The sequence below is a fragment of the Noviherbaspirillum soli genome, from assembly GCF_015352955.1.
GTDB lineage: Bacteria > Pseudomonadota > Gammaproteobacteria > Burkholderiales > Burkholderiaceae_D > Noviherbaspirillum_A > Noviherbaspirillum_A soli.
The window spans coordinates 69,191-90,262 of the sequence record NZ_JACYOX010000012.1 but is presented as its reverse complement, the minus strand read 5'-3'; the positions used below and the strand labels follow the sequence as shown (position 1 = coordinate 90,262).

General features: G+C 66.1%; 25 protein-coding genes. 14 read left to right on the top strand and 11 right to left on the bottom strand.

What is annotated here, in order from left to right; translation table 11 throughout:
* The first annotated feature begins 7 nt into the window (after nt 1–7).
* The 3 genes from fliK to IGW04_RS11460 are packed head-to-tail and all read left to right on the top strand — an operon-like array spanning nt 8 to nt 2,062.
* Entirely contained in the window at nt 8–1,045 is a 1,038-nt protein-coding gene (gene fliK / locus IGW04_RS11470; RefSeq protein ID WP_194713204.1) for a flagellar hook-length control protein FliK, read from the top strand.
* Complete coding sequence (locus IGW04_RS11465) at nt 1,032–1,328, top strand: EscU/YscU/HrcU family type III secretion system export apparatus switch protein (RefSeq protein WP_194713203.1); 297 nt, start codon at nt 1,032–1,034, stop codon at nt 1,326–1,328. Before fliK ends, IGW04_RS11465 begins: the two co-directional genes overlap by 14 nt.
* Nucleotides 1,325–2,062 (top strand): flagellar brake protein, encoded by a 738-nt coding sequence (locus IGW04_RS11460; protein WP_194713202.1) that lies wholly within the window; start codon nt 1,325–1,327, stop codon nt 2,060–2,062. The genes IGW04_RS11465 and IGW04_RS11460 overlap by 4 nt, the downstream gene beginning before the upstream one ends.
* A gap of 12 nt (nt 2,063–2,074) precedes the next feature.
* Here the strand turns inward: IGW04_RS11460 and IGW04_RS11455 are convergent, their stop codons facing one another.
* Entirely contained in the window at nt 2,075–2,401 is a 327-nt protein-coding gene (locus IGW04_RS11455) for a hypothetical protein (protein WP_194713201.1), read from the bottom strand.
* On the opposite strand from IGW04_RS11455, the gene IGW04_RS11450 reads away from it, so the two are divergent.
* The 3 genes from IGW04_RS11450 (at nt 2,400) to IGW04_RS11440 (ending at nt 4,053) form a co-directional block, all read left to right on the top strand.
* Nucleotides 2,400–2,735: a hypothetical protein gene (locus IGW04_RS11450; protein ID WP_194713200.1), complete on the top strand. Its 336-nt coding sequence runs from the start codon at nt 2,400–2,402 to the stop codon at nt 2,733–2,735. The genes IGW04_RS11455 and IGW04_RS11450 overlap by 2 nt on opposite strands.
* Before the next feature lie 486 nt (nt 2,736–3,221).
* Nucleotides 3,222–3,485 carry a translation initiation factor IF-1 gene (infA, locus tag IGW04_RS11445; protein WP_194713199.1) on the top strand — a complete coding sequence of 88 codons (264 nt, stop codon included), beginning with the start codon at nt 3,222–3,224 and terminating at the stop codon, nt 3,483–3,485.
* Between the two features lie 358 nt (nt 3,486–3,843).
* Complete coding sequence (locus tag IGW04_RS11440; RefSeq protein ID WP_194713198.1) at nt 3,844–4,053, top strand: dodecin; 210 nt, start codon at nt 3,844–3,846, stop codon at nt 4,051–4,053.
* 129 nt (nt 4,054–4,182) lie between these two features.
* Here IGW04_RS11440 and IGW04_RS11435 read toward each other — a convergent pair whose 3' ends face one another.
* The 5 genes from IGW04_RS11435 to fliE all read right to left on the bottom strand — a co-directional run bounded on the left by IGW04_RS11435 (nt 4,183) and on the right by fliE (nt 7,261).
* Nucleotides 4,183–4,569 (bottom strand): hypothetical protein, encoded by a 387-nt coding sequence (locus IGW04_RS11435; RefSeq protein WP_194713197.1) that lies wholly within the window; start codon nt 4,567–4,569, stop codon nt 4,183–4,185.
* Between the two features lie 330 nt (nt 4,570–4,899).
* Complete coding sequence (locus IGW04_RS11430) at nt 4,900–5,424, bottom strand: hypothetical protein (protein ID WP_194713196.1); 525 nt, start codon at nt 5,422–5,424, stop codon at nt 4,900–4,902.
* Between the two features lie 132 nt (nt 5,425–5,556).
* Nucleotides 5,557–6,123, bottom strand: a complete 567-nt coding sequence (locus IGW04_RS11425; protein ID WP_228527021.1) for a hypothetical protein — start codon at nt 6,121–6,123, stop codon at nt 5,557–5,559.
* 103 nt (nt 6,124–6,226) lie between these two features.
* On the bottom strand, nt 6,227–6,529 hold the full coding sequence (locus IGW04_RS11420) for a DUF4148 domain-containing protein (RefSeq protein WP_194713195.1): 303 nt from the start codon (nt 6,527–6,529) through the stop codon (nt 6,227–6,229).
* A 372-nt stretch (nt 6,530–6,901) separates the two neighbouring features.
* Nucleotides 6,902–7,261 (bottom strand): flagellar hook-basal body complex protein FliE, encoded by a 360-nt coding sequence (fliE, locus tag IGW04_RS11415; RefSeq protein WP_194713194.1) that lies wholly within the window; start codon nt 7,259–7,261, stop codon nt 6,902–6,904.
* Nucleotides 7,262–7,460: 199 nt separating this feature from the next.
* On the opposite strand from fliE, the gene fliF reads away from it, so the two are divergent.
* From fliF to bla, 7 genes are all read left to right on the top strand, one after another.
* Entirely contained in the window at nt 7,461–9,149 is a 1,689-nt protein-coding gene (fliF, locus tag IGW04_RS11410) for a flagellar basal-body MS-ring/collar protein FliF (RefSeq protein WP_194713193.1), read from the top strand.
* On the top strand, nt 9,142–10,137 hold the full coding sequence (gene fliG / locus IGW04_RS11405; protein WP_194713192.1) for a flagellar motor switch protein FliG: 996 nt from the start codon (nt 9,142–9,144) through the stop codon (nt 10,135–10,137). Before fliF ends, fliG begins: the two co-directional genes overlap by 8 nt.
* Nucleotides 10,130–10,798: a FliH/SctL family protein gene (locus tag IGW04_RS11400; RefSeq protein WP_194713191.1), complete on the top strand. Its 669-nt coding sequence runs from the start codon at nt 10,130–10,132 to the stop codon at nt 10,796–10,798. Before fliG ends, IGW04_RS11400 begins: the two co-directional genes overlap by 8 nt.
* Nucleotides 10,795–12,201, top strand: a complete 1,407-nt coding sequence (gene fliI, locus IGW04_RS11395) for a flagellar protein export ATPase FliI (RefSeq protein WP_194713251.1) — start codon at nt 10,795–10,797, stop codon at nt 12,199–12,201. The genes IGW04_RS11400 and fliI overlap by 4 nt, the downstream gene beginning before the upstream one ends.
* Nucleotides 12,202–12,233: 32 nt before the next feature.
* On the top strand, nt 12,234–12,674 hold the full coding sequence (gene fliJ, locus IGW04_RS11390; protein ID WP_194713190.1) for a flagellar export protein FliJ: 441 nt from the start codon (nt 12,234–12,236) through the stop codon (nt 12,672–12,674).
* Nucleotides 12,675–12,691: 17 nt separating this feature from the next.
* The gene (locus IGW04_RS11385; RefSeq protein ID WP_194713189.1) at nt 12,692–13,903 is read left to right on the top strand and encodes a flagellar hook-length control protein FliK; all 1,212 of its coding nucleotides are present in this window, start codon (nt 12,692–12,694) and stop codon (nt 13,901–13,903) included.
* Between the two features lie 210 nt (nt 13,904–14,113).
* Nucleotides 14,114–15,010 (top strand): class A beta-lactamase, encoded by an 897-nt coding sequence (gene bla / locus IGW04_RS11380; protein ID WP_194713188.1) that lies wholly within the window; start codon nt 14,114–14,116, stop codon nt 15,008–15,010.
* Between the two features lie 18 nt (nt 15,011–15,028).
* Here bla and IGW04_RS11375 read toward each other — a convergent pair whose 3' ends face one another.
* Both IGW04_RS11375 and IGW04_RS11370 read right to left on the bottom strand, forming a co-directional pair.
* The gene (locus IGW04_RS11375; RefSeq protein ID WP_194713187.1) at nt 15,029–16,114 is read right to left on the bottom strand and encodes an endonuclease/exonuclease/phosphatase family protein; all 1,086 of its coding nucleotides are present in this window, start codon (nt 16,112–16,114) and stop codon (nt 15,029–15,031) included.
* 191 nt (nt 16,115–16,305) lie between these two features.
* Complete coding sequence (locus tag IGW04_RS11370; protein ID WP_194713186.1) at nt 16,306–16,758, bottom strand: hypothetical protein; 453 nt, start codon at nt 16,756–16,758, stop codon at nt 16,306–16,308.
* 68 nt (nt 16,759–16,826) lie between these two features.
* Here IGW04_RS11370 and IGW04_RS11365 point away from each other — a divergent pair, with 68 nt between their 5' ends.
* Entirely contained in the window at nt 16,827–17,027 is a 201-nt protein-coding gene (locus tag IGW04_RS11365; RefSeq protein WP_194713185.1) for a hypothetical protein, read from the top strand.
* Nucleotides 17,028–17,313: 286 nt separating this feature from the next.
* Here IGW04_RS11365 and IGW04_RS11360 read toward each other — a convergent pair whose 3' ends face one another.
* From IGW04_RS11360 to IGW04_RS11350, 3 genes are read right to left on the bottom strand one after another with little or no spacing between them, the layout of a single operon-like run.
* The gene (locus IGW04_RS11360; RefSeq protein WP_194713184.1) at nt 17,314–18,099 is read right to left on the bottom strand and encodes an SDR family NAD(P)-dependent oxidoreductase; all 786 of its coding nucleotides are present in this window, start codon (nt 18,097–18,099) and stop codon (nt 17,314–17,316) included.
* Nucleotides 18,100–18,144: 45 nt separating this feature from the next.
* On the bottom strand, nt 18,145–19,818 hold the full coding sequence (locus IGW04_RS11355) for a long-chain fatty acid--CoA ligase (RefSeq protein ID WP_194713183.1): 1,674 nt from the start codon (nt 19,816–19,818) through the stop codon (nt 18,145–18,147).
* A gap of 30 nt (nt 19,819–19,848) precedes the next feature.
* A complete protein-coding gene (locus tag IGW04_RS11350; protein ID WP_194713182.1) occupies nt 19,849–21,072 on the bottom strand; it encodes an acyl-CoA dehydrogenase family protein in 1,224 nt (407 codons plus the stop codon).

Below are 21,072 nucleotides of genomic sequence, written 5' to 3'. Positions count from 1 at the left end.
CCGTCCGATGGCGGCTCCTCCAGGCATCGGCGGCATTGCCGCGGCTGCGCCGGTCGGCGCCGCGGTGCCGGTCGCCGCGCTCGGCGAACCCGGCCAGGAAAGTCTGCGCCGCCTGACCGCGCTGGAAACCGGCAAGGCCTTTCAGGCGCAGGTGCTGTCACGCCTGGCCAATGGCGACTTCGTGGTGGGCATCGCCGACACCGCCGCCCGCATGGCCTTGCCGGAAGGCACCCGGGTCGGCGAGCAACTGTCGCTGACCATGGTCGGACGCGAGCCGCGCCCGCTGTTCCTGCTGGAGCGGCCGGCAGCGCAGGACCAGGCATTTGTCAGTCCCGCCGCCCGGCTGGTCAGCAGCCTGATGCAGGCATCGGCGGCGTCGGCCGCATTCGCACCACCGGCAGCGCTGGCCGGCGCCGCGCCGCTGGCCGCGCCGGGCGCGCCATTGCAGGCCGCGCCGCTGGCACAGGCGCTGCAAGGCAGCCTGGAGTACAGCGGCCTGTTCTACGAGTCTCACGTAAGCCAATGGGCGCACGGCGCCCGTTCCCTGCCGCAGCTGCAGCGCGAGCCGCAGATGCAGGCGGCGCAGGTCATCCCCGCCGACAGCACTTCCGAACTGCGCGTGGTTCAGGGCATGCCCGGCATGGCCGCGCCTTCGCATCCCGACGCCGCGCCGGCGCTGGACGCCGCGCCCCTGATCCGGCTGCAGCTCGACACCCTGGAACAGCGCAGCGTGAGCTGGCAGGGCGAACTGCTGCCGGGCCAGGCCATGCGATGGGAAGTGCGCGAACAGGGTAGCGACCAGTCGGGCCCGGCGCAGCCGCCTGCCGAGCGCGCCTGGCACAGCACGGTCAGGCTGGAATTGCCGGCCCTGGGCGCCGTTGCCGGCAGCCTCCAGTTGCAGGGCGGCCGCCTGCAGCTGACGCTGCGCGCGCAGGATGGCGCCAGCGCCGCGCTGCTGCGCGCCAGCGGCGGCGAACTGGCCTCGGCGCTGGAAGCCGCCGGCCTGCCGCTGGACCTGATGACCGTGCGTCATGAACCCGCCTGACCCGCGCCGCAGCGCCGCGGCGCTGTCCTATGGCCAGGGCGACAAGGCGCCGCGCGTCGTCGCCAAGGGCTACGGCCTGGTGGCCGACCAGATCATCGCGCGTGCCCGCGAGCACGGCGTGTTCCTGCATGAATCCAGGGAAATGGTGGCGCTCCTGATGCAGGTCGACCTCGACCGCGACATTCCGCCAGCGCTGTACCGCGCCGTGGCGGAACTGCTGGCCTGGCTCTACCGGCTTGAAAAGGCCACCCTACCCGATCAACCCTCTGATGAACCGGAATGAACCTGCAAATGAATATCGGCGTCGATGACGTCGGCCCCTACCTGATCCACTCGCGCCGTGAAATCATCGCGCTGCTGCGCCGCCTGGAAGACAAGCACGAACTGGTGCGCATGATCTTCGCCGACGGCGAGGAGGCGCTCGCCACCGCGGTGCTGGAAGTCAATGAGGACAGCGTGATCATCGACACAGCGCGCGACCAGGCGCAGATCGACCGGATCCTGGCAAGCGACAGCATCTCCTTCGATACCGCGCTGGACCGCATCCGCATTGCCTTCTTCGCCAAGCGGGCGGCAGCATGCCTGCATGATGCGCGGCCGGCACTGCGCATTGCTCTGCCCGACACCATGATCCGGCTGCAGCGGCGCGAGCACTACCGTGTGCTGTCGCCGCGCTGCTCGATCCAGATCGCCAAGGAAGACGGCCCGCCGCCGGTATCGTTCGCGGTGCAGAACGTCAGCGCCGGCGGCCTTGCGCTGATCGATGACCACCAGCTGCTCGACGCCAGCCAGGGAGCGGAATACAGCCACTGCGAACTGCAGCTGCCGGGCGCGCAGAATATCGTCGTCAACCTGTGCGTGATGAATTGCTGCGAACTCACGCTCTACAACGGCCGGGTCGCGCGACGCCTGGGCTGTGCCTTCATCAATCCGAACGCGGCGACGCTGGCGCTGGTGCAGCGCTATGTCAGCAAGCTCGAGCGCGACCAGAATGCCCGGCTCAACGGGGCTGGCTGATACGGCGGCCGGCTAGCGCAACAGGGCCCATACCGCCAGCAGCGCCGCAAGCACCGCCACGGCAAGGGCCGCCTGCGCCAGCCGCTTTTGTTTGGCCAGTTCCGCTTCCAGCGCGCGCATCGAGGCTTCGCTGCGCTCGGCCAGTTCGCGTATGGCCGTGGCCTGCAGCGTGGCGGCCTGCTGCAGTTCGCTGATCTGCCGCTGCTGCACATCGTCGACCTGTTCGGGCGGCGCTTCGGCCGCTTCGCGCTCGGGCGTGAAGAGCGGCAGCACGCCCTTGACCAGATCAACCAGATGAGGCGCCAGGGCGCGCACGGCGGCAGAGGAGAATATCGACATGGTGCTGGATTCCGCTGAAAAACATCCAGCATACGTGAAGCCCGCGCAGCCAGTGATGCGGCTGCGCATGGCCGGCCGGCGAAATCGCATGCCGGCCTGCGCATCGGGTCAATCCTGGCTGCTCGGCGGCAGCGCAGACCAGGCCTGCGACAGCACTGTCTGCTGCGCCCCGGGCTGCGCCGGCGACCCGCCGGCAGCCGCATGGAAGAAGCGCCTGACACCATCGTCGGCCGGCGGCTGCGACAATACTGGCGCGGCCTGGCTCGCCGGCATGGAAGACGGCGGATCGCCGACGCCCGATGAAAGCGCGGCACGCGGGCTGGATGAGGCTTGAGGGACAGAATCCATGAATCTCCTTTTCGATGCGTTGACCAATGCCGGTAGCGGCACCCGGTTTAGTGCCGCCTGTCTCACCGGCCGTTCGGCGATGCGGATTGACACGGATCAGCCATCGGCGTGACGGCCAGCGCCGGGCCGTGGCAGGCGCGAAGCGGGCGGATCGGGTATAATACTGACCTGTCGGTCAATAACCTGGCCGGAACGCAGCACCGCCTTCCATCCACATCGCCCAGTCGCAGGCAAATGCCTTTTCAGCCTGCTGACTGTTCAACGCAACATTCACCGCGCCGGCCATGCCTGACTGGCGCAAGCAAGTAACGACAGGCCTTGCCGCCAGGCCTCCCGCCGGTACCGGCAAGACAAGCTCACCGGCAGCCCACGCTCCAGGCTGCCATCACAACACGATGCGCGCGCTGCCGCGCCACGCTTTGCCGTGCCCTCGCCTTTTGCGTGGGCGCCAACGATTACAAGGGAAAAAAACATGGCTAAAGAAGAACTGCTTGAAATGAACGGTTTGGTTGCCGAAGTCCTGCCCGACTCGCGCTTCCGGGTCGACCTGGACAACGGCCACCAGCTGATCGCCTATACCTCGGGCAAGATGCGCCAGCATCACATCCGCATCCTGGCCGGCGACAAGGTCACGCTGGAACTGTCGCCCTATGACCTGAGCAAGGGCCGCATCACCTTCCGTCACATTGAAAAACGCGGCCCGGTGGGCGGCGGACAGCAGCGTCGCCGTCATTGATGACGGCATGAAGAATGCCGGGGCTGCGCCGGCAATGTCGCGCGTCCCGTCAAAGTCCTGCAGGCCGCCTTGCGCGGCCATGCATGGCATCGGTTCATATCCCCTCCACGGCCCTGCCCGGCCGCCATGCGCGCCACGGCATGCTCCCCGTTCTGTCGGTACTCCTTCCCCTGTTTTCGCCGCGTCACCCGGAGCGCGCCTCGCTGAAGCCTGTCTGACGACTTGCTGTTGAGCACCCGCAATCTTTCCCGGGTCTGCCTGAACCAGTGCCGGTCGCTCTGGTCTAGCCTGAGCACGCTGGCGTGCCGTCGGCGCCGGCTGGAACGCTTTCATACACGACGAAAAGAAAGGTGACGACATGTCCGAACATACTTACAAGATCATTGAACTGGTGGGCTCTTCCCCTGACGGCTCGGATGCCGCGATCCGCAATGCGATCGAACGCGCATCGAAGACCGTGAAGAACCTGGACTGGTTCGAAGTGGTGGAAACCCGCGGCCACATCGTCAATGGCGCCATCGCCCATTTTCAGGTGACACTGAAAGCCGGATTCCGGCTGGAGGAATAGCCTGCCTCGCCGTCCCGCCGCGCCAGCATCCTTGCAGGAAAGCGGGGCTGGCAGGCGCAGGATCATGGTGATGGACGGCGTGGCCAATGTGCAGTTGGCCAACGCGGCGGGCGAATTCAGTGGCAAGACCTACAGCAGATTGCAGGGCAGGCAGCCACAGCAGTTGGCGGCAGCCCGTTCATCCGTCACCATGAGCGCAGATGCATGCGCGCTTACAGCCGCGTCTATGTCGAGGCGCACGTCAGGCATGTTCAACACAGGTGCTGTGTACCGGGCCTGATGCGTGGCCAAACTCCTGATCTTGTCCCATCCCTCGCCAGACCGTTCCTGCGCAAGCAGATCCGATATGTTTCGCTGCCCAACGCGCGGTTCGATGCGCTCGTGCATCAACAGCACATCGGGAATTCTGGAAGAGTAACTGTCCGTGCCGCGCAGCAGGCTCTCAGCATTGACTGCCTGCTTGTTCTGCGGCACCGATGTGCGGGAATCCGTTACGGCCGAGAATGTGGTTGCCATTATTTTTCCTTGTCGAAAATTAAAGAAGGTTGCCCGCGAAGCGCTGCGTGCATTGCATGGCGCAGGCACCCGCAGGCAGGCCGTGTGAGTGAGCAGGCTCGCCTTGGCGTTCCATGCGATCGGGCAACCTGCTTGCTCGCGCCGCCGGCATCCCGCGTAGCGAACAGGCCGGGATGCCTGATATTTTTATGAAAGAAATGTCTGTCCCAACCGGCTTGCAGCATCCCTTGCCGGGAGCATTGGATCAAAAGCCGGGCGCCGGACCCAGGCGCTGGACGCCCTGGCCGACGCCGGGATTAACCAGCGCGGCTTGCTCCCTGGCCGCAAGGCCTAGAACAGATTGCAAGGCAGGCAGGGCAAGCAATCGCTGGAAGCTTGCTCACTGGCGGCCGCTGTCGCTTCAGATGCGTGATCGTCCTCGGGTTCGCCCAGGCAAGGCAGGCAAGGACAGCAACTGGCGGGTGGTTTCTCCTTGGCCGCTGCCACCCCGGATGCGAGCCTGGCTTTTATTTCGGCTGAAGATGCGCCAGATACTCCTGCACTCCCCAGGCTACCGGGATCAAATGAGTGCACCAGCAGCTGACTGTGTCTAGGTTGTTTCAACACGCCCTTCTCCAGGTCCACCAGCCTGTCCCTGGACACCTCCAGCACAACGTCATCCCAACTGGTTTTCAGGGGGATGCGCTCCGACATATGTGGCATCGATTGATCCCCTGCCATGCCATTGCCCATGCCTTGTAACCGAGCCATGTTCAGCTTGATGTCCTTGTCTGCCATTTTCAGATTTGGCATCTCATTGCGTGCATACGCCTTGCCTGAGGCAAACGGCATCCCGAAATTCTTATCTCCCATCATTTCTCCTGATCAAATTAAAGACTGCCTCCGCGACGCGCTGCGTCGTGCCCGCATCCGGAGGCAAGCCCCATAGGTAAGCGAGCGCACCCGATCGTTCCGTGCGATCAACGACTTACCTACGCCGACTGCCTTCTACTTCACCGGAATCATCAGATGCTGGTACGGCGTGCCAGGCCACATCACGTAGGGCATCGCGGTATCGGGGTCCGGACTCTTTGGATACATGTCGTAGAACGCCTGCTCCGCGCCGACCACCATCACATGCGGGCCGGTCTTGACCCAGTGCTTGTCGGGTCCCGGGCTGGTGGCATACGGGTCGGTGTTGCTGGCGTCGGTGCCGCCGGACAGCATGTACATGAAGCCGACCTTGCCCGCCGCCGGCGGCTTGTGCGCCATCCATGCGCCGGCCCAGTCGAGGGCGGCGCGGTCCATGCACATCGGGTCGGGGCCCGGCGTGGCCGGGTTGTCCGGCATGCAGGTGTAGCCATTGCTGCCTTCGCGCAGCGTGCGCATGCTGCCATCCTTCTCGGCAACGACGATGTTGGCGCCGGCCCCCACCTTGCGGGGCGCCGCCGACATGGCGCTCTTGATCAGTTGCTGGTCAGTCCGGGCCTTGCCGGCAGGCGCGTCGGCAGCGACTGCCGCCGTGCAGGCCAGCGCCGCTGCCGCCAGCGCAACGGTGTTCATAATGGTGTTCATGATTCGCCTCCTTTGCATGGACTCCCGGCGATGCCGCGACCGGCCTGAAGCACGCCGTCGCGATGCCGGGAGGCAGGCCTGCCGCCAGCATCGCCGGAACGGATCAATCGCCGAAGTAGATGCTGCGCGTGCCGTCGTGCCTGTGCAGCTGTGCCGACTGGATTGCGTCGGCCCGCACATCGCGCCGGGTCTGGATGCCGGCGGCGTAGTGCATGTCCTGGCCGTCATGCATCTTCTGCGGTGTCAGGCCGGCAACGAATGCATCACGCTGATCGGCGCGCACTTCCGCCCGCGTCAGCGAGGAATGGAAGCCGCTGTCCGGCGCGCGGAATTCGGTTTGCTGCGCTTCTATGCCTGCCGCTGCCGTCGCCAGTACGGCGAACAGGACGAGGTGTCTGGTGTTCATGATGGTCTCCAAAGCAGGATGACTTTGGGCTTGGCGGGCGGGAGGAAGTCGGGTCCGTCAGGTCCTGACCGAGCGCAGGCTTGCAAGGCAAGCCTGCCTCATGCGACACAGTGTATACCCGTGGACAGGAAGGCAAATCCCCTCCGGCACGGCAGGCGCCGCGCTTATGACGAAACGATATGCACTTTCCGGCGCAGGTTTAATCCGGCACAAGGCGTATGGCGCAAAGCGGATGACAACCCGCATCGCGGCGCCCAGAGACAGCGACAGCGGGATTGGCAAGGCTGGGCATGCCGCCGGCCGTGCGGCATATTACGAATATGGCTATGGCTTGGACGATGTGTGCGAGCCCGCGGAACGCCCCGTCCGCCGTCACACCTGCATGTTCATGATGTCGTGATACGCCGAAACCAGCTTGTTGCGCACCTGCACCGTGGCCTGGAAGCCGATGCTGGCCTTCTGGCTGGCGATCATCACGTCCGACAGGTTCACGCTGTCGTCGCCCAGTGCAAAGCGCTGCCCCAGGTCCTCGGCCTTGCGCTGGGCGCCATTGACCTGGTCGAGCGAGCCGCGCAGCGCTTCGCCGAAGTCGAGACGTCTGGCTGCACCGGCCTGCTCTGCCTGGCCTGTTTCCAAAGGCGCCGTCACCGGGCCGGCGGCGCGCGCGGCGGCGTTGCGCAGCTGCGCCACCATCGCCTCTATCCTGCTGCTGTCTATTCCGTTGATGCTCATCTCGCGCTCCATGCCGCTATTTCACGCCGCTACCTTAACAGCGCCGTCCCTGGCCAGCCCTCGAATCAGCGGCCGAAATCAGGCTCTTTTCCCCCGATTGATTCTGACGCGCCAGACGACAATCACCCATGAGAAAAAATTGATACAGTGCAATATTCACTGGTCAGCACAAGGCGAATAGATTCATGCGAAAGCACACATGGAAGCGATAGAAGCAAGTCCGGTCGCCCTGCCCCAGCCAGCGGGCGTGATGGGCTTTGTCCAGAGCCCCACCGGCAAGAAGGTGCTGGCCGCCATCGGCGCGGCGGCAGTGCTGGCCGTCATGGCCGGCATCTGGATGTGGAGCCAGAAGACCGAGTACAAGGTCCTGTTTTCCAACTTCACCGACAAGGACGGCGGCGCCATCGTCGCCTCGCTGCAGCAGTTGAACGTGCCCTACAAGTATGCCGACGGCGGCGGCGCCATCCTGGTGCCGGCCGAGCAGGTGCATGACGCGCGGCTGAAGCTGGCGGCGCAGGGCCTGCCCAAGGGCGGCGGCGTCGGCTTCGAGCTGATGGAAAACCAGAAGCTGGGCGTGTCCCAGTTTCATGAGCAGGTCAACTTCCAGCGCGCGCTGGAAGGCGAGATGGCGCGCTCGATCCAGTCGATCGCCGCGGTGCAGGCTGCCCGCGTGCATCTGGCCATGCCCAAGAACACGGTGTTCGTGCGCGAGCAGCAGAAGCCGACCGCTTCCGTGCTGCTGAACCTGCATCCGGGCCGCACGCTGGACGCGCAGCAGGTCAGCGCCATCGTGCATCTGGTGGCTTCCAGCGTGCCCGACCTGCCGGCCAAGAACGTGACCGTGGTCGACCAGGACGGCAACCTGCTGTCCAACAGCGACAAGCCGGCTAATGCCAACACGCTCGATGCCACCCAGCTGAAATACGTGCAGGAACTGCAGCAGGGCATTGCGCGCCGCATCGAGTCCATCATCACGCCCATCGTCGGCGCCAACAATGTGCGGGCCGAGGCGACCGCCGACGTGGACTTCTCGCGCATCGAGCAGGCCGCGGAAACCTACAAGCCCAACGGCACGCCGGACAGCGCATCGATCCGCAGCCAGCAGAGCAGCGAAGCCAGCGGCCCGGCCGGCGCCGGCGCCGGCGGCGTGCCGGGCGCGCTGTCGAACCAGCCGCAGGCCAATGCCACCGCGCCCATCAATGGCCAGCCGGCCCAGCCCGGCCAGCCGGGCGCGGCGCCGGCCCAGGCCGGCAATACCCGGCGCGACAGCACCGTCAACTACGAGGTCGACAAGACCATCCGCTACACGCAGCAGCCCATGGGCGGCCTGCGCCGGCTGTCGGTGGCAGTGGTGCTGAACTACCGTACCGAGACGGGCAAGAACGGCCAGCCCACCACCCGCGCCCTGACCGATGCCGAGAAGGCCCAGATCACCGACCTGATCAAGGAAGCGATGGGCTTCAACAAGGAGCGCGGCGATTCGCTCAACGTGCTCAACAGCCCGTTCGTCACGCCCGAGAAGGAAGTGCCGGTCGAGCCGGTGTACTGGAAGAACCCGGAATATATCGCCATGGCCAAGGAAGGCGGACGCTACCTGCTGATCGGCCTGGCGCTGCTGTTCCTGTACTTCAGGATGCTGCGGCCCCTGCTGCGCACCGTGTCGCCGCCGCCGCCGCCGCGGGCCCTGCCGGACAACAGCGGCGAGCAGGCCGCGCTGGAGAACGGCATGGAAGAGGATGGCGCCGTGGTCGAGTTGAGCGGCGGCGCGCTGCCGGCGCCGAAGCAGCGCAGCTACCAGGAGAACCTGGAAGCGGCCAAGGCGCTGGCGCGGCAGGACCCGCGCATGGTGGCCAATATCGTGAAGAACTGGGTGGATGGCAATGAGTGATGCAGGCATACAGAAAGGCGCGATCCTGATGCTCGCGCTGGGCGAGGATGAAGCCGCCGAAGTGATGAAATACCTGGGCCCGCGCGAGGTGCAAAAGCTGGGCGCGGCAATGTCGTCGATGAAGGCGGTGCAGAACGACGACCTGGAAAAGGTGCTGTCGAACTTCATCGAGAAGACCGAGGAGAACACCTCCATTGGCCTCGACTCGGATGAATACATCCGCACCGTGCTGACCAAGGCGCTGGGCGACGACAAGGCCTCGTCGCTGCTCAACCGCATCCTCGGCCAGCGCGATGCCAGCGGCATCGAGAGCCTGAAGTGGATGGACTCGGAATCGGTGGCGGACCTGATCCGCTTCGAGCATCCGCAGATCATCGCCACCATCCTGGTCCACCTCGAGCGCTATCATGCCTGCGAGGTGCTGGACCGGTTTACCGAGCGGCTGCGCAATGACGTGGTGCTGCGCATCGCCACGCTGGACGGCGTGCAGCCGGCCGCGCTGCGCGAGTTGAATGAAGTGCTGACCAAGCTGTTGTCGGGCAACGAGAGCGTGAAGAAAAAGCCCATGGGAGGCATACGCACCGCGGCCGAGATCCTGAACTTCATGTCGGGCGAGGGCGAGACATCCGTGATGGCCAACCTGCGCACCTATGACGAGACCATGGCGCAGAAGATCATGGACGAGATGTTCGTCTTCGACAACATCATGGAGATCGACGACCGCGGCATCCAGGTGATCCTGCGCGAGGTGCAGTCCGAGTCGCTGATCATTGCGCTGAAGGGCACGTCGGACGAGATGCGGGAAAAGATCTTCAGGAACATGTCGCAGCGTGCCGCCGAGATGATGCGCGAGGACCTGGAATCGAAGGGACCGGTGCGCCTGTCGGAAGTCGAGGCGCAGCAGAAGGAAATCCTGCAGGTGGTGCGCCGCCTGGCCGACGAGGGCCAGATCCAGCTGGGCGCGAAGGGCGAGGATGCGTATGTCTGACGCCTTGCCGAAAGAGCGGCAGACCGCTTACCAGCGCTGGGAGATGGCCTCCTTCGGCGAACCGGAAGCGCCACCGCCGCCGGCCGAGCCGGCGCAGGCCCAGATCGACACCGAAGCCCTGCTGGCCGAGGCGCGCGAGCAGATCGCCGCGGCGCGCGAGCAGGCCAGGCGCGAAGGACTGGCCGAAGGATTGGCCCAGGGTTACCAGACCGGCATGGAACAGGGCCGCGCCCAGGCGCTGGAAGAAAACACCTTGCTGCAGCAACTGAGCCAGGCCTTCGGCGCCGAGATCGCGCATGCCAAGGAACTGGTGGCGCAGGACCTGCTGGACCTGGCGCTGGACCTGGCCAAGGCCATGCTGAAGACTGCGCTGGCCATCCAGCCGGAACGGGTGCTGCCCATCGTCAACGATGCGATCGGCTACCTGCCCACGCTGCAGCAGCCGGCGCTCCTGTTCCTGCATCCGGACGATGCGCTGCTGGTGCGCGAGCGCATGGGCGCCGAACTCGCCAGCGCTGGCTGGCGGGTACTGGATGAAGCGGCGATGGAACGCGGCGGCTGCCGCATCGAGACCGCCAGCAACCAGATCGATGCAGCCGCGTCCAGCCGCTGGCAGCGCATCGCCGCCTCGCTGGGCAAGGACGGGCAATGGCTGGCATGACCCAGGAACTCGGCCAGGCCGGCGAGCGCTGGCGCGCCTATCTGCGCGACTGCCGCGAACTGCTGACCATCGCCGAGCCGCTGCAGGTGTCGGGCCGGGTCACGCGGGTGGCCGGCCTGGTGATGGAAGCGGTGGGCCTGAAGCTGGCGGTCGGCAGCGCCTGCACGATACCGCTGCCCAATGGCACCCGCATCGAAGCCGAGGTGGTGGGCTTCGACAACGACCGCCTGTTCCTGATGCCGCAAAGCGATGTCGATGGCGTGGTGCCGGGGAGCCGTGTCTATCCGGTGGAAGTGGTGCAGTCCCTGCCCCGCCCCGGCGCGGTCAATCACCCGCGCAGGCGGCCGAGCGACCGCACCCGCCACCTGCCGGTCGGCCCGGAATTGCTGGGCCGGGTGGTCGACGGCGCCGGCCGGCCGCTCGACAGCCTCGGCCCGCTCAATGCCAGCCATGCCGCGCCGCTGTCGGTGCGCGCCGCCAACCCGCTGGGCCGCGCGCCGATTTCCGAAGTGCTCGACACCGGCGTGCGCGCCATCAACAGCCTGCTGACCGTCGGACGCGGCCAGCGCATGGGCCTGTTCGCCGGCTCCGGCGTGGGCAAGAGCATGTTGCTGGGCATGATGGCGCGCTATACCAGCGCCGATGTGATCGTGGTCGGCCTGATCGGCGAACGCGGCCGCGAGGTCAAGGAATTCATCGAGCAGATCCTGGGCGAGGAAGGCCTGAAGCGCTCGGTGGTGGTGGCCGCGCCGGCCGACAATCCGCCGCTGATGCGGCTGCAGGCGGCCGCCTACACCACTGCGATCGCCGAGCATTTCCGCGACCAGAACCAGAACGTGCTGCTGATCATGGACTCGCTGACCCGCTATGCAATGGCGCAGCGCGAGATCGCGCTGGCCATCGGCGAGCCGCCGGCGACCAAGGGCTACCCGCCCTCGGTGTTCGCCAAGCTGCCGGCGCTGGTGGAGCGCACCGGCAATGGCCGGGAAGGCGGCGGCTCCATCACCGCCTTCTACACGGTGCTGACCGAAGGCGACGACCAGCAGGACCCGATCGCCGACTCGGCGCGCGCCATCCTCGACGGCCATATCGTGCTGAACCGCACGCTGGCGGAGGCCGGCCACTATCCCGCCATCGACATCGAGCAGTCGATCTCGCGCGTGATGCACAGCATCACCACGCCCGAGCAGCAGGCCCTGGCGCGGCGCCTCAAGCAGCTGACCTCGCGCTACCAGCGCAGCCGCGACCTGATCGCGGTCGGCGCCTACAGCGCCGGCAGCGACCCGATGCTGGACGAAGCCATCGCGCTGCAGCCGCGCATTTCCAGCTTCCTGCAGCAGGGCATCCATGAGCAGTCGACCATGCCCGAGAGTTGCGGCCAACTTTCCGCTTTGTTCGGCTGATGGGCGCAGGCGGTCCGCATCGATAATGGCGCATGGCTGATATTTCCGCACTGACCACACTGATCGAGCTGGCGACCAAGGATGTCGACGAGGCTGCCAAGCGGCTGGGACGCGCGGTGCGCGCGGTCGAGGAGGCGCAGCAGAAGCTGAGCCTGCTCTCCGGCTACCGCGACGACTACGCCAGCCGCTTCCAGGTCACGATGACCACCGGCTTCACGCCCATGGCCTATCGCAATTTCCAGGGCTTCATGGACAAGCTGGACCAGGCCATCATCGGCCAGCAGCAGGTGGTGCGCGACGCCGAATGGCGGGTGGAACAGGAACGCAATGGCTGGCGCGAATCGGAGCGCAAGCGCATTTCCTACGACGCGCTGGGCAGCCGCGCCCAGAAGGCCGAAGACCTGAAGGTCGCCAAGCGGGAACAGAAAGAGACCGATGAACAGGCAGCCCGCAAGCTGCTCTACAAACGCTAACCACGGACGGGCCGCACATGAATATCCCTTCGATCGTCAATACCCTGGCTGGCCTGGGCAGCGGCAGCGCGGCCGCCCCCAAGGCCGGCCAGCAGCAGCCGTCCACCCCGTTCAACCAGCTGCTTTCGCGCGAGGTGGCGCAGCGGCCTCCGTCCCAGGCGAACGCCGCGCCGCCGTCCTCTCCCCGCCCGGCGCCGCAGCAGCAGGCGCGCGCGCCGGAGGCTACGCGGCCGCAAGCGAGCAAGGCTGAACCTGCCCAGCAGAGCGGCCGCACTGAAGCCGCAGAGCAGGCGCCGGCGCAGCCGGGCGCAAGCGCGCCAGCAACTGCGCAAACCAGCGAAGCGGCGCCAGCCGAGGAGTCGGCCGCCGAGGACAATGCAGCCAGCCTGGCCGACATTCCCGGCGCACCGCAGGCGGCGCTGATGATGCAGCTCATGGCCAGCGCCGCCGCAGCCGCCAGCACCACCCCGGCGCAGGAAGCCGGCGCCGCGGCGGAACCCGCGGCGGCAGCCATTGTTGGCAAGGGCGGCAAGGATGCCGGCGCACAGGGTCCGCTGGACCTGCGCGCGCAGGCAGGCAAGATGCAGGAAGGCGACACCGCGCTGGCCGGCAAGGGCGAAGGCCAGGCCGCGCCCGACCTGCATGCCGCCTTCGGCAAGGCGATGGCCGTGGCCGACCCCGCCGGCCAGCGCCTGGCGGCCATCCAGGCCGCCACGCAGGCCGATGCCGCCGCCCCCGCGACCGCGCTGGCCACGCTGCAGGCCGCCAGCCAGGCCGTGCATGCGCCGACGGCGCATGCCGACAAGCTTACGCCAGCGGTCGGCACCCCGGCCTGGGACCAGGCCCTGGGCCAGAAGATCGTCTGGATGGCGCAGGGTGGCGAGCAAAGCGCCTCGCTGACGATGAATCCGCCCGACCTCGGACCGATGCAGGTTGTGCTCAGCGTCAGCAACAACCAGGCAACGGTGGACTTCATGGCGGCGCAGCCCGAGGTAAGGCAGGCGCTGGAAGCCGCGCTGCCGCGACTGCGCGACATGATGAACGAATCCGGCATCCAGCTCGGCCAGGCCAATGTCAGCGCCGGCGGCCAGCAGCAGTTTGCCGGCTTCGAAGGCGGCAACAGATCAGGTGGCCGCGGTGCCGCCGACCATGTTGGCGCCGAAGCGCCGCAGCTGCACCAGGGCGTGGTGAGAATCGCGCGCGACGGCGCGGTCGACACCTTCGCTTGACGGCATCGCCGGGCCGCAGGCTGGCCACGCAAGCCTGCGGCAGCGCTTCCGGCCTGGCTGGCAAGGGCGGGACCAGAGCAAACAGGCCCCGGAAGAAAGCGCGGCACGGCATCCCGACGCAGGGCCGAGGCGATCTGGCCGGTTTCGACAAGCCGGTCAGGCTGCAAGTGCCCTAGAATGCCGCCTTGTCCACTGCCGCCCATGCCGCCCATGCCTGATACCCGTTCTCTTCCGCTTCCCCGCCGCCGCCTGCTGCTGCGTGCCGCCGCCCTGCCGCTTCTTGCCGGTTGCCAGGGCATGGCGCCGACGCCGCGCGACACGGCGGCGCTGGCGCGGCTGCAGGCACTGGAACACACCTTCGATGGCCGGCTCGGCCTGTGCGCCATCGATACCGGCAGCGGCAGGTCGCTTGCCTGGCGCGCCGCGGAGCGCTTCCCCTTGTGCAGCACGTTCAAGGCAGTGCTTGCCGCTGCCGTGCTGGCGCAAAGCAGCCGCAGCCCGGACCTGCTGCAGCGGCGCATCCGCTATACGCGGCAGGACCTGGTCACCTACTCTCCCGTGACCCAGGCCCATATCGGCGACGGCATGACGGTCAAGGAACTGTGCGCGGCCGCCGTCCAGCATAGCGACAATACCGCCGGCAACCTGCTGCTGCAGCTGGTCGGCGGCCCTGCCGGGCTCACCGCCTATGCCCGCTCGCTGGGTGACACGGCCTTCCGCCTGGACCGCTGGGAAACCGCGCTGAACTCGGCGCTGCCGGGGGACGAGCGCGACACCACCACGCCGGCAGCGATGAGCGCCACCCTGAAGCGGCTGGTGCTGGATGACGCACTGGCCGGGCCGCAGCGGGCGCAGCTGCAGGACTGGCTGGCGGGAAACACCACTGGCGACGCCCGCATCCGGGCCGGCATGCCGGCCGGCTGGCGCGTCGGCGACAAGACCGGCACCGGCGACTACGGCACCACCAACGACATTGCCGTGCTGTGGCCGCCGCAACGCGCACCCGTCATGCTGGCAATCTATCTGACCGGCACGGCGCCCGATGCCAAACCGCGCAACGAGATCGTGGCGCAGGCAGCGCGGGTGGTGGCCGACTGGCTGGCCTGAACGCTGCCGGCAAGCCGGCTATGCCTCCGGCTCGTGCACATCGGAAGGACGCACCGGCTCCTTCGCGATCTTCTCGTTGGCGGTCTGCCTGTCCTCGGCGTCGGCGGTCAGGCCTTCCTGCCGGGCGCCGGCGGCGGCATCATGCACCAGTTCCACCAGCACAGGGAAATGATCGGAGCCGACATTCGGCAGCCGCCGCATGAACGACAGCGTGAAATGACGGCTGTGGAACAGATGGTCCAGCGGCCAGCGGATGAACCAGTGGCCCGCATGGAAGGTATTGAACATGCCGCGCCCGACCCGCGGATCGAGCAGGCCGCTGATCTTGCGGAACAGCCGGGTGGTGGCCGACCAGCCGACATCGTTCAGGTCGCCGGCGACGATCACCGGGCCGGGCACCTTTACCACGCTTTTTGCCACCACCAGCAGCTCGGCATCGCGCTCGGTCGATTCGTCGTTCTCGGTCGGGCTGGGCGGCGCAGGATGCAGGAAGTGCATGCGCACCGGCTGGCCCGAACGCAGGATCGCCATCGCGTGCATCGATGGCACGTCCGGCTGCACCAGGAACTGGGTCTCTGCATCCTCCAACGGCAGTCGTGAATAGACATGCATGCCGTAGGTATTGTCCAGCGCACATTTGATGGTATGCGGATAGTCGCTTTCCAGCACATCGAGCCGGCTTTGCCACCAGGCATCGGTTTCCAGCGTGACCAGGATGTCGGGCTGATGCCGGCGCACCAGCCCGATCAGCGCGTCGGCATTGCGGTTGGTCATCAGCACGTTGGACGACAGTATGCGCAACCGGTCCTTGTCGGCAGGCGCCGGCGTCAGTCTGACTTCATTGGGATAGGGCCGCAGGTAAGGCAGGATCCACCAGGCCTGGTAGATCAGGCAGGCGACTGTCGCCACCGGCATCAGCTGCTCTGGGAATTCGCTCAGGTCGAGAAAAGTCAGTTGCGCGACGAGCAACAGGAGGCCGGCTGCGAAGATCTGCAGGCGGGGAAAGTCGAGGCCGCGTATCCACCAGCGCGAGGAACGCGACAGTGGCGCCACGGTCATCAGGACAGTGATGGCGGTGAAACCGGCAATGACGAGTTCGGACATGCGTCATTGTAGGAAAAACTGTCAGACCGACAATGACGACAGACAAGAACAATGGCAAAGCACGATCAGAATGATGACCCAGGTTGCGACACCCCCCGGGATGCTGGCACATGCCCGGTCGGGTTTCATCCTCGTCAGAACGACAAGGCTTTCAGACGGCGTGGAAGCTGGCCGCCTGACGCCGAAGCTGGTCAGGCAGCCAGCCTTTGCGGCGCGTATTGCATGGCAATACGGGTAATCGATTGCTGCGCCTGCTCGATCTTTTGCACTGCGGCATCGCACAGGCGCTGGAACTCGCCCCTGGTCAGAGTGCGGCTGCGCAGGGCGGTTTCGACCTTCTCAACCATGTCGCGGCGCATCAGGCGCAGGGCGCTGCGATGTTTTTCCGCTTCCGCCAGGATCTGCTCATACAGCGCCGAAGGGGCTGCGGCGCCCTGGGCGAGCTGTCTTGCCACGTAGGCAAAAGAGCGGACGGTCAGATCGGCGTCGAATCGGTTTTGGGTCGTCATGAAGAAAATCTCCGTACGGATTGTTGATTTAGGACACATAACGGCCGACCCCTCGTTTTGGAAGACAAGATAACAATTATTTACATTTGCATTTGTTTCCGAAACATTTCCCCACGGTTTTACCCTGTCGCGCACCCTGGTTTCCGTACGGGAAAATGAATGCTTTCTCTATAATCGGGTTTCCCAATTGCGAAGGAATTGCCATGGCAGGCCGAAGACTGCGGGTCGGACAAGCGATCACGCCGGAGGAGTTCGAGGAACTGGGAGAGGAAGAACTGGCGCGGCTGGTGCCGCGGCAGTACCGGGACTACTTCCCGGGCAAGGAAGCCTGCGCCGACGGCTTTTTTTATTTGCACGACGGCACGGCCTGGAGTTTTTACAAGGGGGGATTTCTGGACGACTAGGCTGGCGAGCTTGGCCCGATTGGTTCGGAAAGACGAGAAAAGCGGGAAGATTGAAGCAAGCCCGTAGCCTGGCTGGAGCGCAGCGCAACCCGGGCCATTCATCGCTGAAGCCAGCGACTGTGCCAGCCAAATGGGGAAGGCAGGGTCCGGGAGGTGGCCGGGGAAGCGCGGGATGTGTGTCTTGTGCGACCGGTGCAACCCCGGGTTGCGCTGCGCTCCACCCAGGCTACGGCTTCTTAATCGACCAAAGGTGCAATGCCACTGCGGAGTGTGGGTCGCTCCGCCTCTAGACCTTCATCCCCGGCAAATTCAGCGACGCCGTATTGCCCCCGTCCACCGGCAATGCCTGCCCCGTTACATAGCTCGCATCGTCGCTGGCCAGGAAAGCGATCACCGCGGCCACTTCCTGCGGACGGCCGTAGCGCCGCAGTTCGCAGCGGGAGCCGAGCTTGTCTTCCTTGTCGGCGGCGCGGGCGCGCTCGAAGACCGGGGCGGTCATGCCGGTTTCGATCAGGCCGGGGCAGACTGCATTGACCCGCACTGCATACTGGCCCAGGTCGCAGGCCGAGGTCATGGTCAGGTTGATCACGGCTGCCTTCGAAGCGCTGTAGGCATTGCCGCCGGCGCCCGAGCGCACGCCCGCCACCGAGGCGGTGTTGACGATCGCGCCGCCCTTCTGGTCGCGCATGATGCGCGACGCATACTTGGTGAAGTTGACCGCGCCCATCACATTGACCTGCAGGATGCGCTGCCAGACTTCGGTGTCGGTCTCGCTGATGGGCGAGTAGTCGCCGCCGGCGATGCCGGCGTTGTTGCACAGCACGTCGATATGGCCATAACGGGCGTGCACGTCGGCGACGAAGCGCTCCACCTCCGCCTCGCTGCCGATATCGAATGCGCGCCACAGCACGCGCTGCGGGTCCGGCATCGTCGCCGCCAGGGTGGCCAGCGCTTCCTCGTTGCGGTCCACCAGCGCCAGCGCGGCGCCCTCCTCGTACAGCCGCTGCGCGGTGGCGCGTCCGATGCCGCTGGCCGCGCCGGTGACGATGGCTACCTTGTCCTTGAATCGCATGCGTGTCTCCTCCTCGTTTGCATTGTGTGCATAAAGTGCAAAGTGCTAGCCGGCGGCCTTTGCAGCTGCCATGGCCTGTTCCTGCATCTCGCGCCACATCACCTTGCCCGAGCCGGACTTGGGCAAGGCGTCGCGGAACTCGATGATGCGCGGGCTCTTGTAGGCCGCCATGTTCTCGTGCGCCCAGTCGATGATGTCCTGCTCGCTGACCTTGCCGCGATATGCTTCCTTGAGCACCACCACCGCCTTGACCGTCTCGCCGCGCTTCTCGTCGGGCGCGGCGATGATGCAGGCTTCCTGGATGGCCGGATGGTGGTACATCAGCGCCTCCACCTCGGCTGGCCAGACCTTGAAGCCGGATGCGTTGATCATGCGCTTCAGGCGGTCGACCATGAAGAAGTAGCCGTCCTCGTCGATCATGCCGATGTCGCCGGTGCGCAGGAAGCGCTTGCCGTCGCGCTCGATGAAGGCGTCCTGGGTCGCGCCGGGATTGTTCCAGTAGCCCTGCATCACCTGCGGCCCGCTGACGATGATCTCGCCCGACTCGCCCTGCGCCACTTCGAGCAGCGTGTGGGCGTCGATCACCCGCGAGTCGACGTCGTACAGCGGCATGCCCAGGCATTGCTTCTTGGGCCGCTGCATCGGGTTCAGATGGGTGGCGGCCATGGTCTCCGACATGCCATAGCCTTCCACGTACGGGATGCCCAGCATGTCGTTGAGCTTTTGCGCAATCGCTTCCGGCATCGCCGCGCCGCCGCCGCTGATGCGATTGATCGACGACAGGTCGTACTCGCCGATGCCGGGATGCGACAGCAGGTCCACCACCATCGCCGAGATCAGCTGCACGCCGTTGACCCGGTAGCGCTGTATCAGGCGCGCGGCCACGTCGCGGTCCCAGCGCGGCAGCATCACCAGCGTGGCGCCGGCATACAGCGGCGTGTTCATGCTGCCCTGCATGCCGGTCACATGGAAGAACGGCAGCACCGACAGCAGCACCGAATCGGGCAAGGTGCCGACCCAGGTCATGCCGGCCACCGCGTTGTACATCACGCTGCGATGGGTATGCATGCAGCCCTTGGGATGGCCGGTGGTGCCCGAGGTATAGGGCATCACCGCCAGGTCGTCCGGGCCGGCCGTCATCGGGCCGGGCTGCAGGTCGCGCGCCAGCATGTCGCTCCAGGCGGTCAGGCCGGCGCCCGCCACCGGCTCGCGCGGCGCGGTGATGAATGCCGGCGCCGGATAGTCATGCCCGGTGCGGATGTAGTCCGAATAGGCCGCCACCACGACGTGCTCCAGGCCCTCGTCCAGCAGCGGCGCGATGTTGGCCAGCAGGTCCTGCGGCGCGAAGGCCACCTTGGCGCCGGTGTCGCTGACGTAATGCCGCAGTTCCTCGGTCATGTTCATCGGGTTGACCGGCACCACCACCGCATCGGCGCGCAGGATGCCGTAATAGGCCAGCACGAACTGCGGGCTGTTCTGCATGTACAGCAGCACCCGGTCCCCCTTCTTCACGCCGCATTCCTGCTGCAGGAAGCCGGCGATGCGCTCGGCTTCCTGCCTGAACTGCAGGAAGGTCACCGGCGTGTCGTAGTACACCAGGAAAGGCTTGTCCGGGTAACGCGCCGCCGAGACCTCGGCGTTGAAGAACAGATTGGTCCGCGGCAGCGTCAGGTGCCGCGGCTGATTCTTGGGCCAGAAGGCCAGGTGACGGTCCGACATGGATACGGCTTCCTCTAAAACGTACTGCGATCAGCGTTCTTTGTAGCGCGCCAGTTCCAGCTTGGCGATGGCGTTGCGGTGCACTTCGTCCGGGCCGTCGGCCAGGCGCAGGGTGCGCGAGCTGGCATAGGCGCGGGCCAGGCCGAAGTCCTCGCTGACGCCGCCGCCGCCATGGGCCTGGATCGCCCAGTCGATCACCTGGCAGGCCATGTTGGGCGCGGCCACCTTGATCATCGCGATCTCCTTGGCGGCGGCCTTGTTGCCCACGGTGTCCATCATGTAGGCGGCGTTGAGCACCAGGAAGCGGGCCTGGTCGATCAGGATGCGCGAGTTGGCGATGCGCTCGCGGGTCACGCCCTGGTCCGCCACCGGGCGGCCGAAGGCCACCCGCTTCAGCGAGCGGCGGCACATCTTCTCCAGCGCGCGCTCGGCGCGGCCGATCAGGCGCATGCAGTGATGGATGCGGCCCGGCCCGAGGCGGCCCTGGGCGATCTCGAAGCCGCGGCCCTCGCCCAGCAGGATGTTGGAAGCAGGCACCCGCACATTCTCGAAGCGCACCTCGGCATGGCCGTGCGGCGCATCGTCATAGCCAAACACCGGCAGGTGGCGCAGCACGGTCACGCCCGGCGCATCCATCGGCACCAGGATCATCGACTGCTGCTTGTGCCGGTTCGGATTGTCGGGGTCGGTCTTGCCCATGAAGATCAGGATCTTGCAGCGCGGGTCGTTGGCGCCGGAAGTCCACCATTTCTGGCCGTTGATCACGTATTCGTCGCCATCGCGTTCGATGCGGGCCTCGATGTTGGTCGCGTCCGACGAAGCCACGTCAGGCTCGGTCATCGCGAAGGCGGAACGGATCTCGCCAGCCAGCAGCGGCTTCATCCACTGGTCCTGCTGTTCTTTCGTGCCGTAGCGCGCCAGGGTCTCCATGTTGCCGGTGTCGGGTGCGGAGCAGTTGAAGGCTTCCGGCCCGATATGGGAGCGGCCCATGATCTCGCACAGCGGCGCATATTCCAGGTTGGTGAGGCCAGCGCCCATATCGGACTCGGGCAGGAACAGGTTCCACAAGCCGGCGGCGCGCGCCTTTTCCTTCAGCGCCTCCACGGTCTTGGTCGGCACCCACGGATTGCCGTTCTTGCGGGCGGCGTCCATCTCGGCCTCGAAGGCTTCCTCGGCCGGGTACACATGCTCGTCCATGAATGCGGTGACCCGCTTCTGCAGGTCGATGACCTTGTCGGAATAGCTGAATTGCAT

Excerpts from the sequence above, each read along its gene's own strand:
- fliK (WP_194713204.1), top strand. The coding sequence starts at position 8 with ATGGCGGCTCCTCCAGGCATCGGCGGCATTGCCGCGGCTGCGCCGGTC.
- IGW04_RS11465 (WP_194713203.1), top strand. The coding sequence starts at position 1,032 with ATGAACCCGCCTGACCCGCGCCGCAGCGCCGCGGCGCTGTCCTATGGC.
- IGW04_RS11460 (WP_194713202.1), top strand. The coding sequence starts at position 1,325 with ATGAACCTGCAAATGAATATCGGCGTCGATGACGTCGGCCCCTACCTG.
- IGW04_RS11450 (WP_194713200.1), top strand. The coding sequence starts at position 2,400 with ATGGTGCTGGATTCCGCTGAAAAACATCCAGCATACGTGAAGCCCGCG.
- IGW04_RS11455 (WP_194713201.1), bottom strand. The coding sequence starts at position 2,401 with ATGTCGATATTCTCCTCTGCCGCCGTGCGCGCCCTGGCGCCTCATCTG.
- infA (WP_194713199.1), top strand. The coding sequence starts at position 3,222 with ATGGCTAAAGAAGAACTGCTTGAAATGAACGGTTTGGTTGCCGAAGTC.
- IGW04_RS11440 (WP_194713198.1), top strand. The coding sequence starts at position 3,844 with ATGTCCGAACATACTTACAAGATCATTGAACTGGTGGGCTCTTCCCCT.
- IGW04_RS11435 (WP_194713197.1), bottom strand. The coding sequence starts at position 4,569 with ATGGCAACCACATTCTCGGCCGTAACGGATTCCCGCACATCGGTGCCG.
- IGW04_RS11430 (WP_194713196.1), bottom strand. The coding sequence starts at position 5,424 with ATGATGGGAGATAAGAATTTCGGGATGCCGTTTGCCTCAGGCAAGGCG.
- IGW04_RS11425 (WP_228527021.1), bottom strand. The coding sequence starts at position 6,123 with ATGAACACCATTATGAACACCGTTGCGCTGGCGGCAGCGGCGCTGGCC.
- IGW04_RS11420 (WP_194713195.1), bottom strand. The coding sequence starts at position 6,529 with ATGAACACCAGACACCTCGTCCTGTTCGCCGTACTGGCGACGGCAGCG.
- fliE (WP_194713194.1), bottom strand. The coding sequence starts at position 7,261 with ATGAGCATCAACGGAATAGACAGCAGCAGGATAGAGGCGATGGTGGCG.
- fliF (WP_194713193.1), top strand. The coding sequence starts at position 7,461 with ATGGAAGCGATAGAAGCAAGTCCGGTCGCCCTGCCCCAGCCAGCGGGC.
- fliG (WP_194713192.1), top strand. The coding sequence starts at position 9,142 with ATGAGTGATGCAGGCATACAGAAAGGCGCGATCCTGATGCTCGCGCTG.
- IGW04_RS11400 (WP_194713191.1), top strand. The coding sequence starts at position 10,130 with ATGTCTGACGCCTTGCCGAAAGAGCGGCAGACCGCTTACCAGCGCTGG.
- fliI (WP_194713251.1), top strand. The coding sequence starts at position 10,795 with ATGACCCAGGAACTCGGCCAGGCCGGCGAGCGCTGGCGCGCCTATCTG.
- fliJ (WP_194713190.1), top strand. The coding sequence starts at position 12,234 with ATGGCTGATATTTCCGCACTGACCACACTGATCGAGCTGGCGACCAAG.
- IGW04_RS11385 (WP_194713189.1), top strand. The coding sequence starts at position 12,692 with ATGAATATCCCTTCGATCGTCAATACCCTGGCTGGCCTGGGCAGCGGC.
- bla (WP_194713188.1), top strand. The coding sequence starts at position 14,114 with ATGCCTGATACCCGTTCTCTTCCGCTTCCCCGCCGCCGCCTGCTGCTG.
- IGW04_RS11375 (WP_194713187.1), bottom strand. The coding sequence starts at position 16,114 with ATGTCCGAACTCGTCATTGCCGGTTTCACCGCCATCACTGTCCTGATG.
- IGW04_RS11365 (WP_194713185.1), top strand. The coding sequence starts at position 16,827 with ATGGCAGGCCGAAGACTGCGGGTCGGACAAGCGATCACGCCGGAGGAG.
- IGW04_RS11360 (WP_194713184.1), bottom strand. The coding sequence starts at position 18,099 with ATGCGATTCAAGGACAAGGTAGCCATCGTCACCGGCGCGGCCAGCGGC.
- IGW04_RS11355 (WP_194713183.1), bottom strand. The coding sequence starts at position 19,818 with ATGTCGGACCGTCACCTGGCCTTCTGGCCCAAGAATCAGCCGCGGCAC.
- IGW04_RS11350 (WP_194713182.1), bottom strand. The coding sequence starts at position 21,072 with ATGCAATTCAGCTATTCCGACAAGGTCATCGACCTGCAGAAGCGGGTC.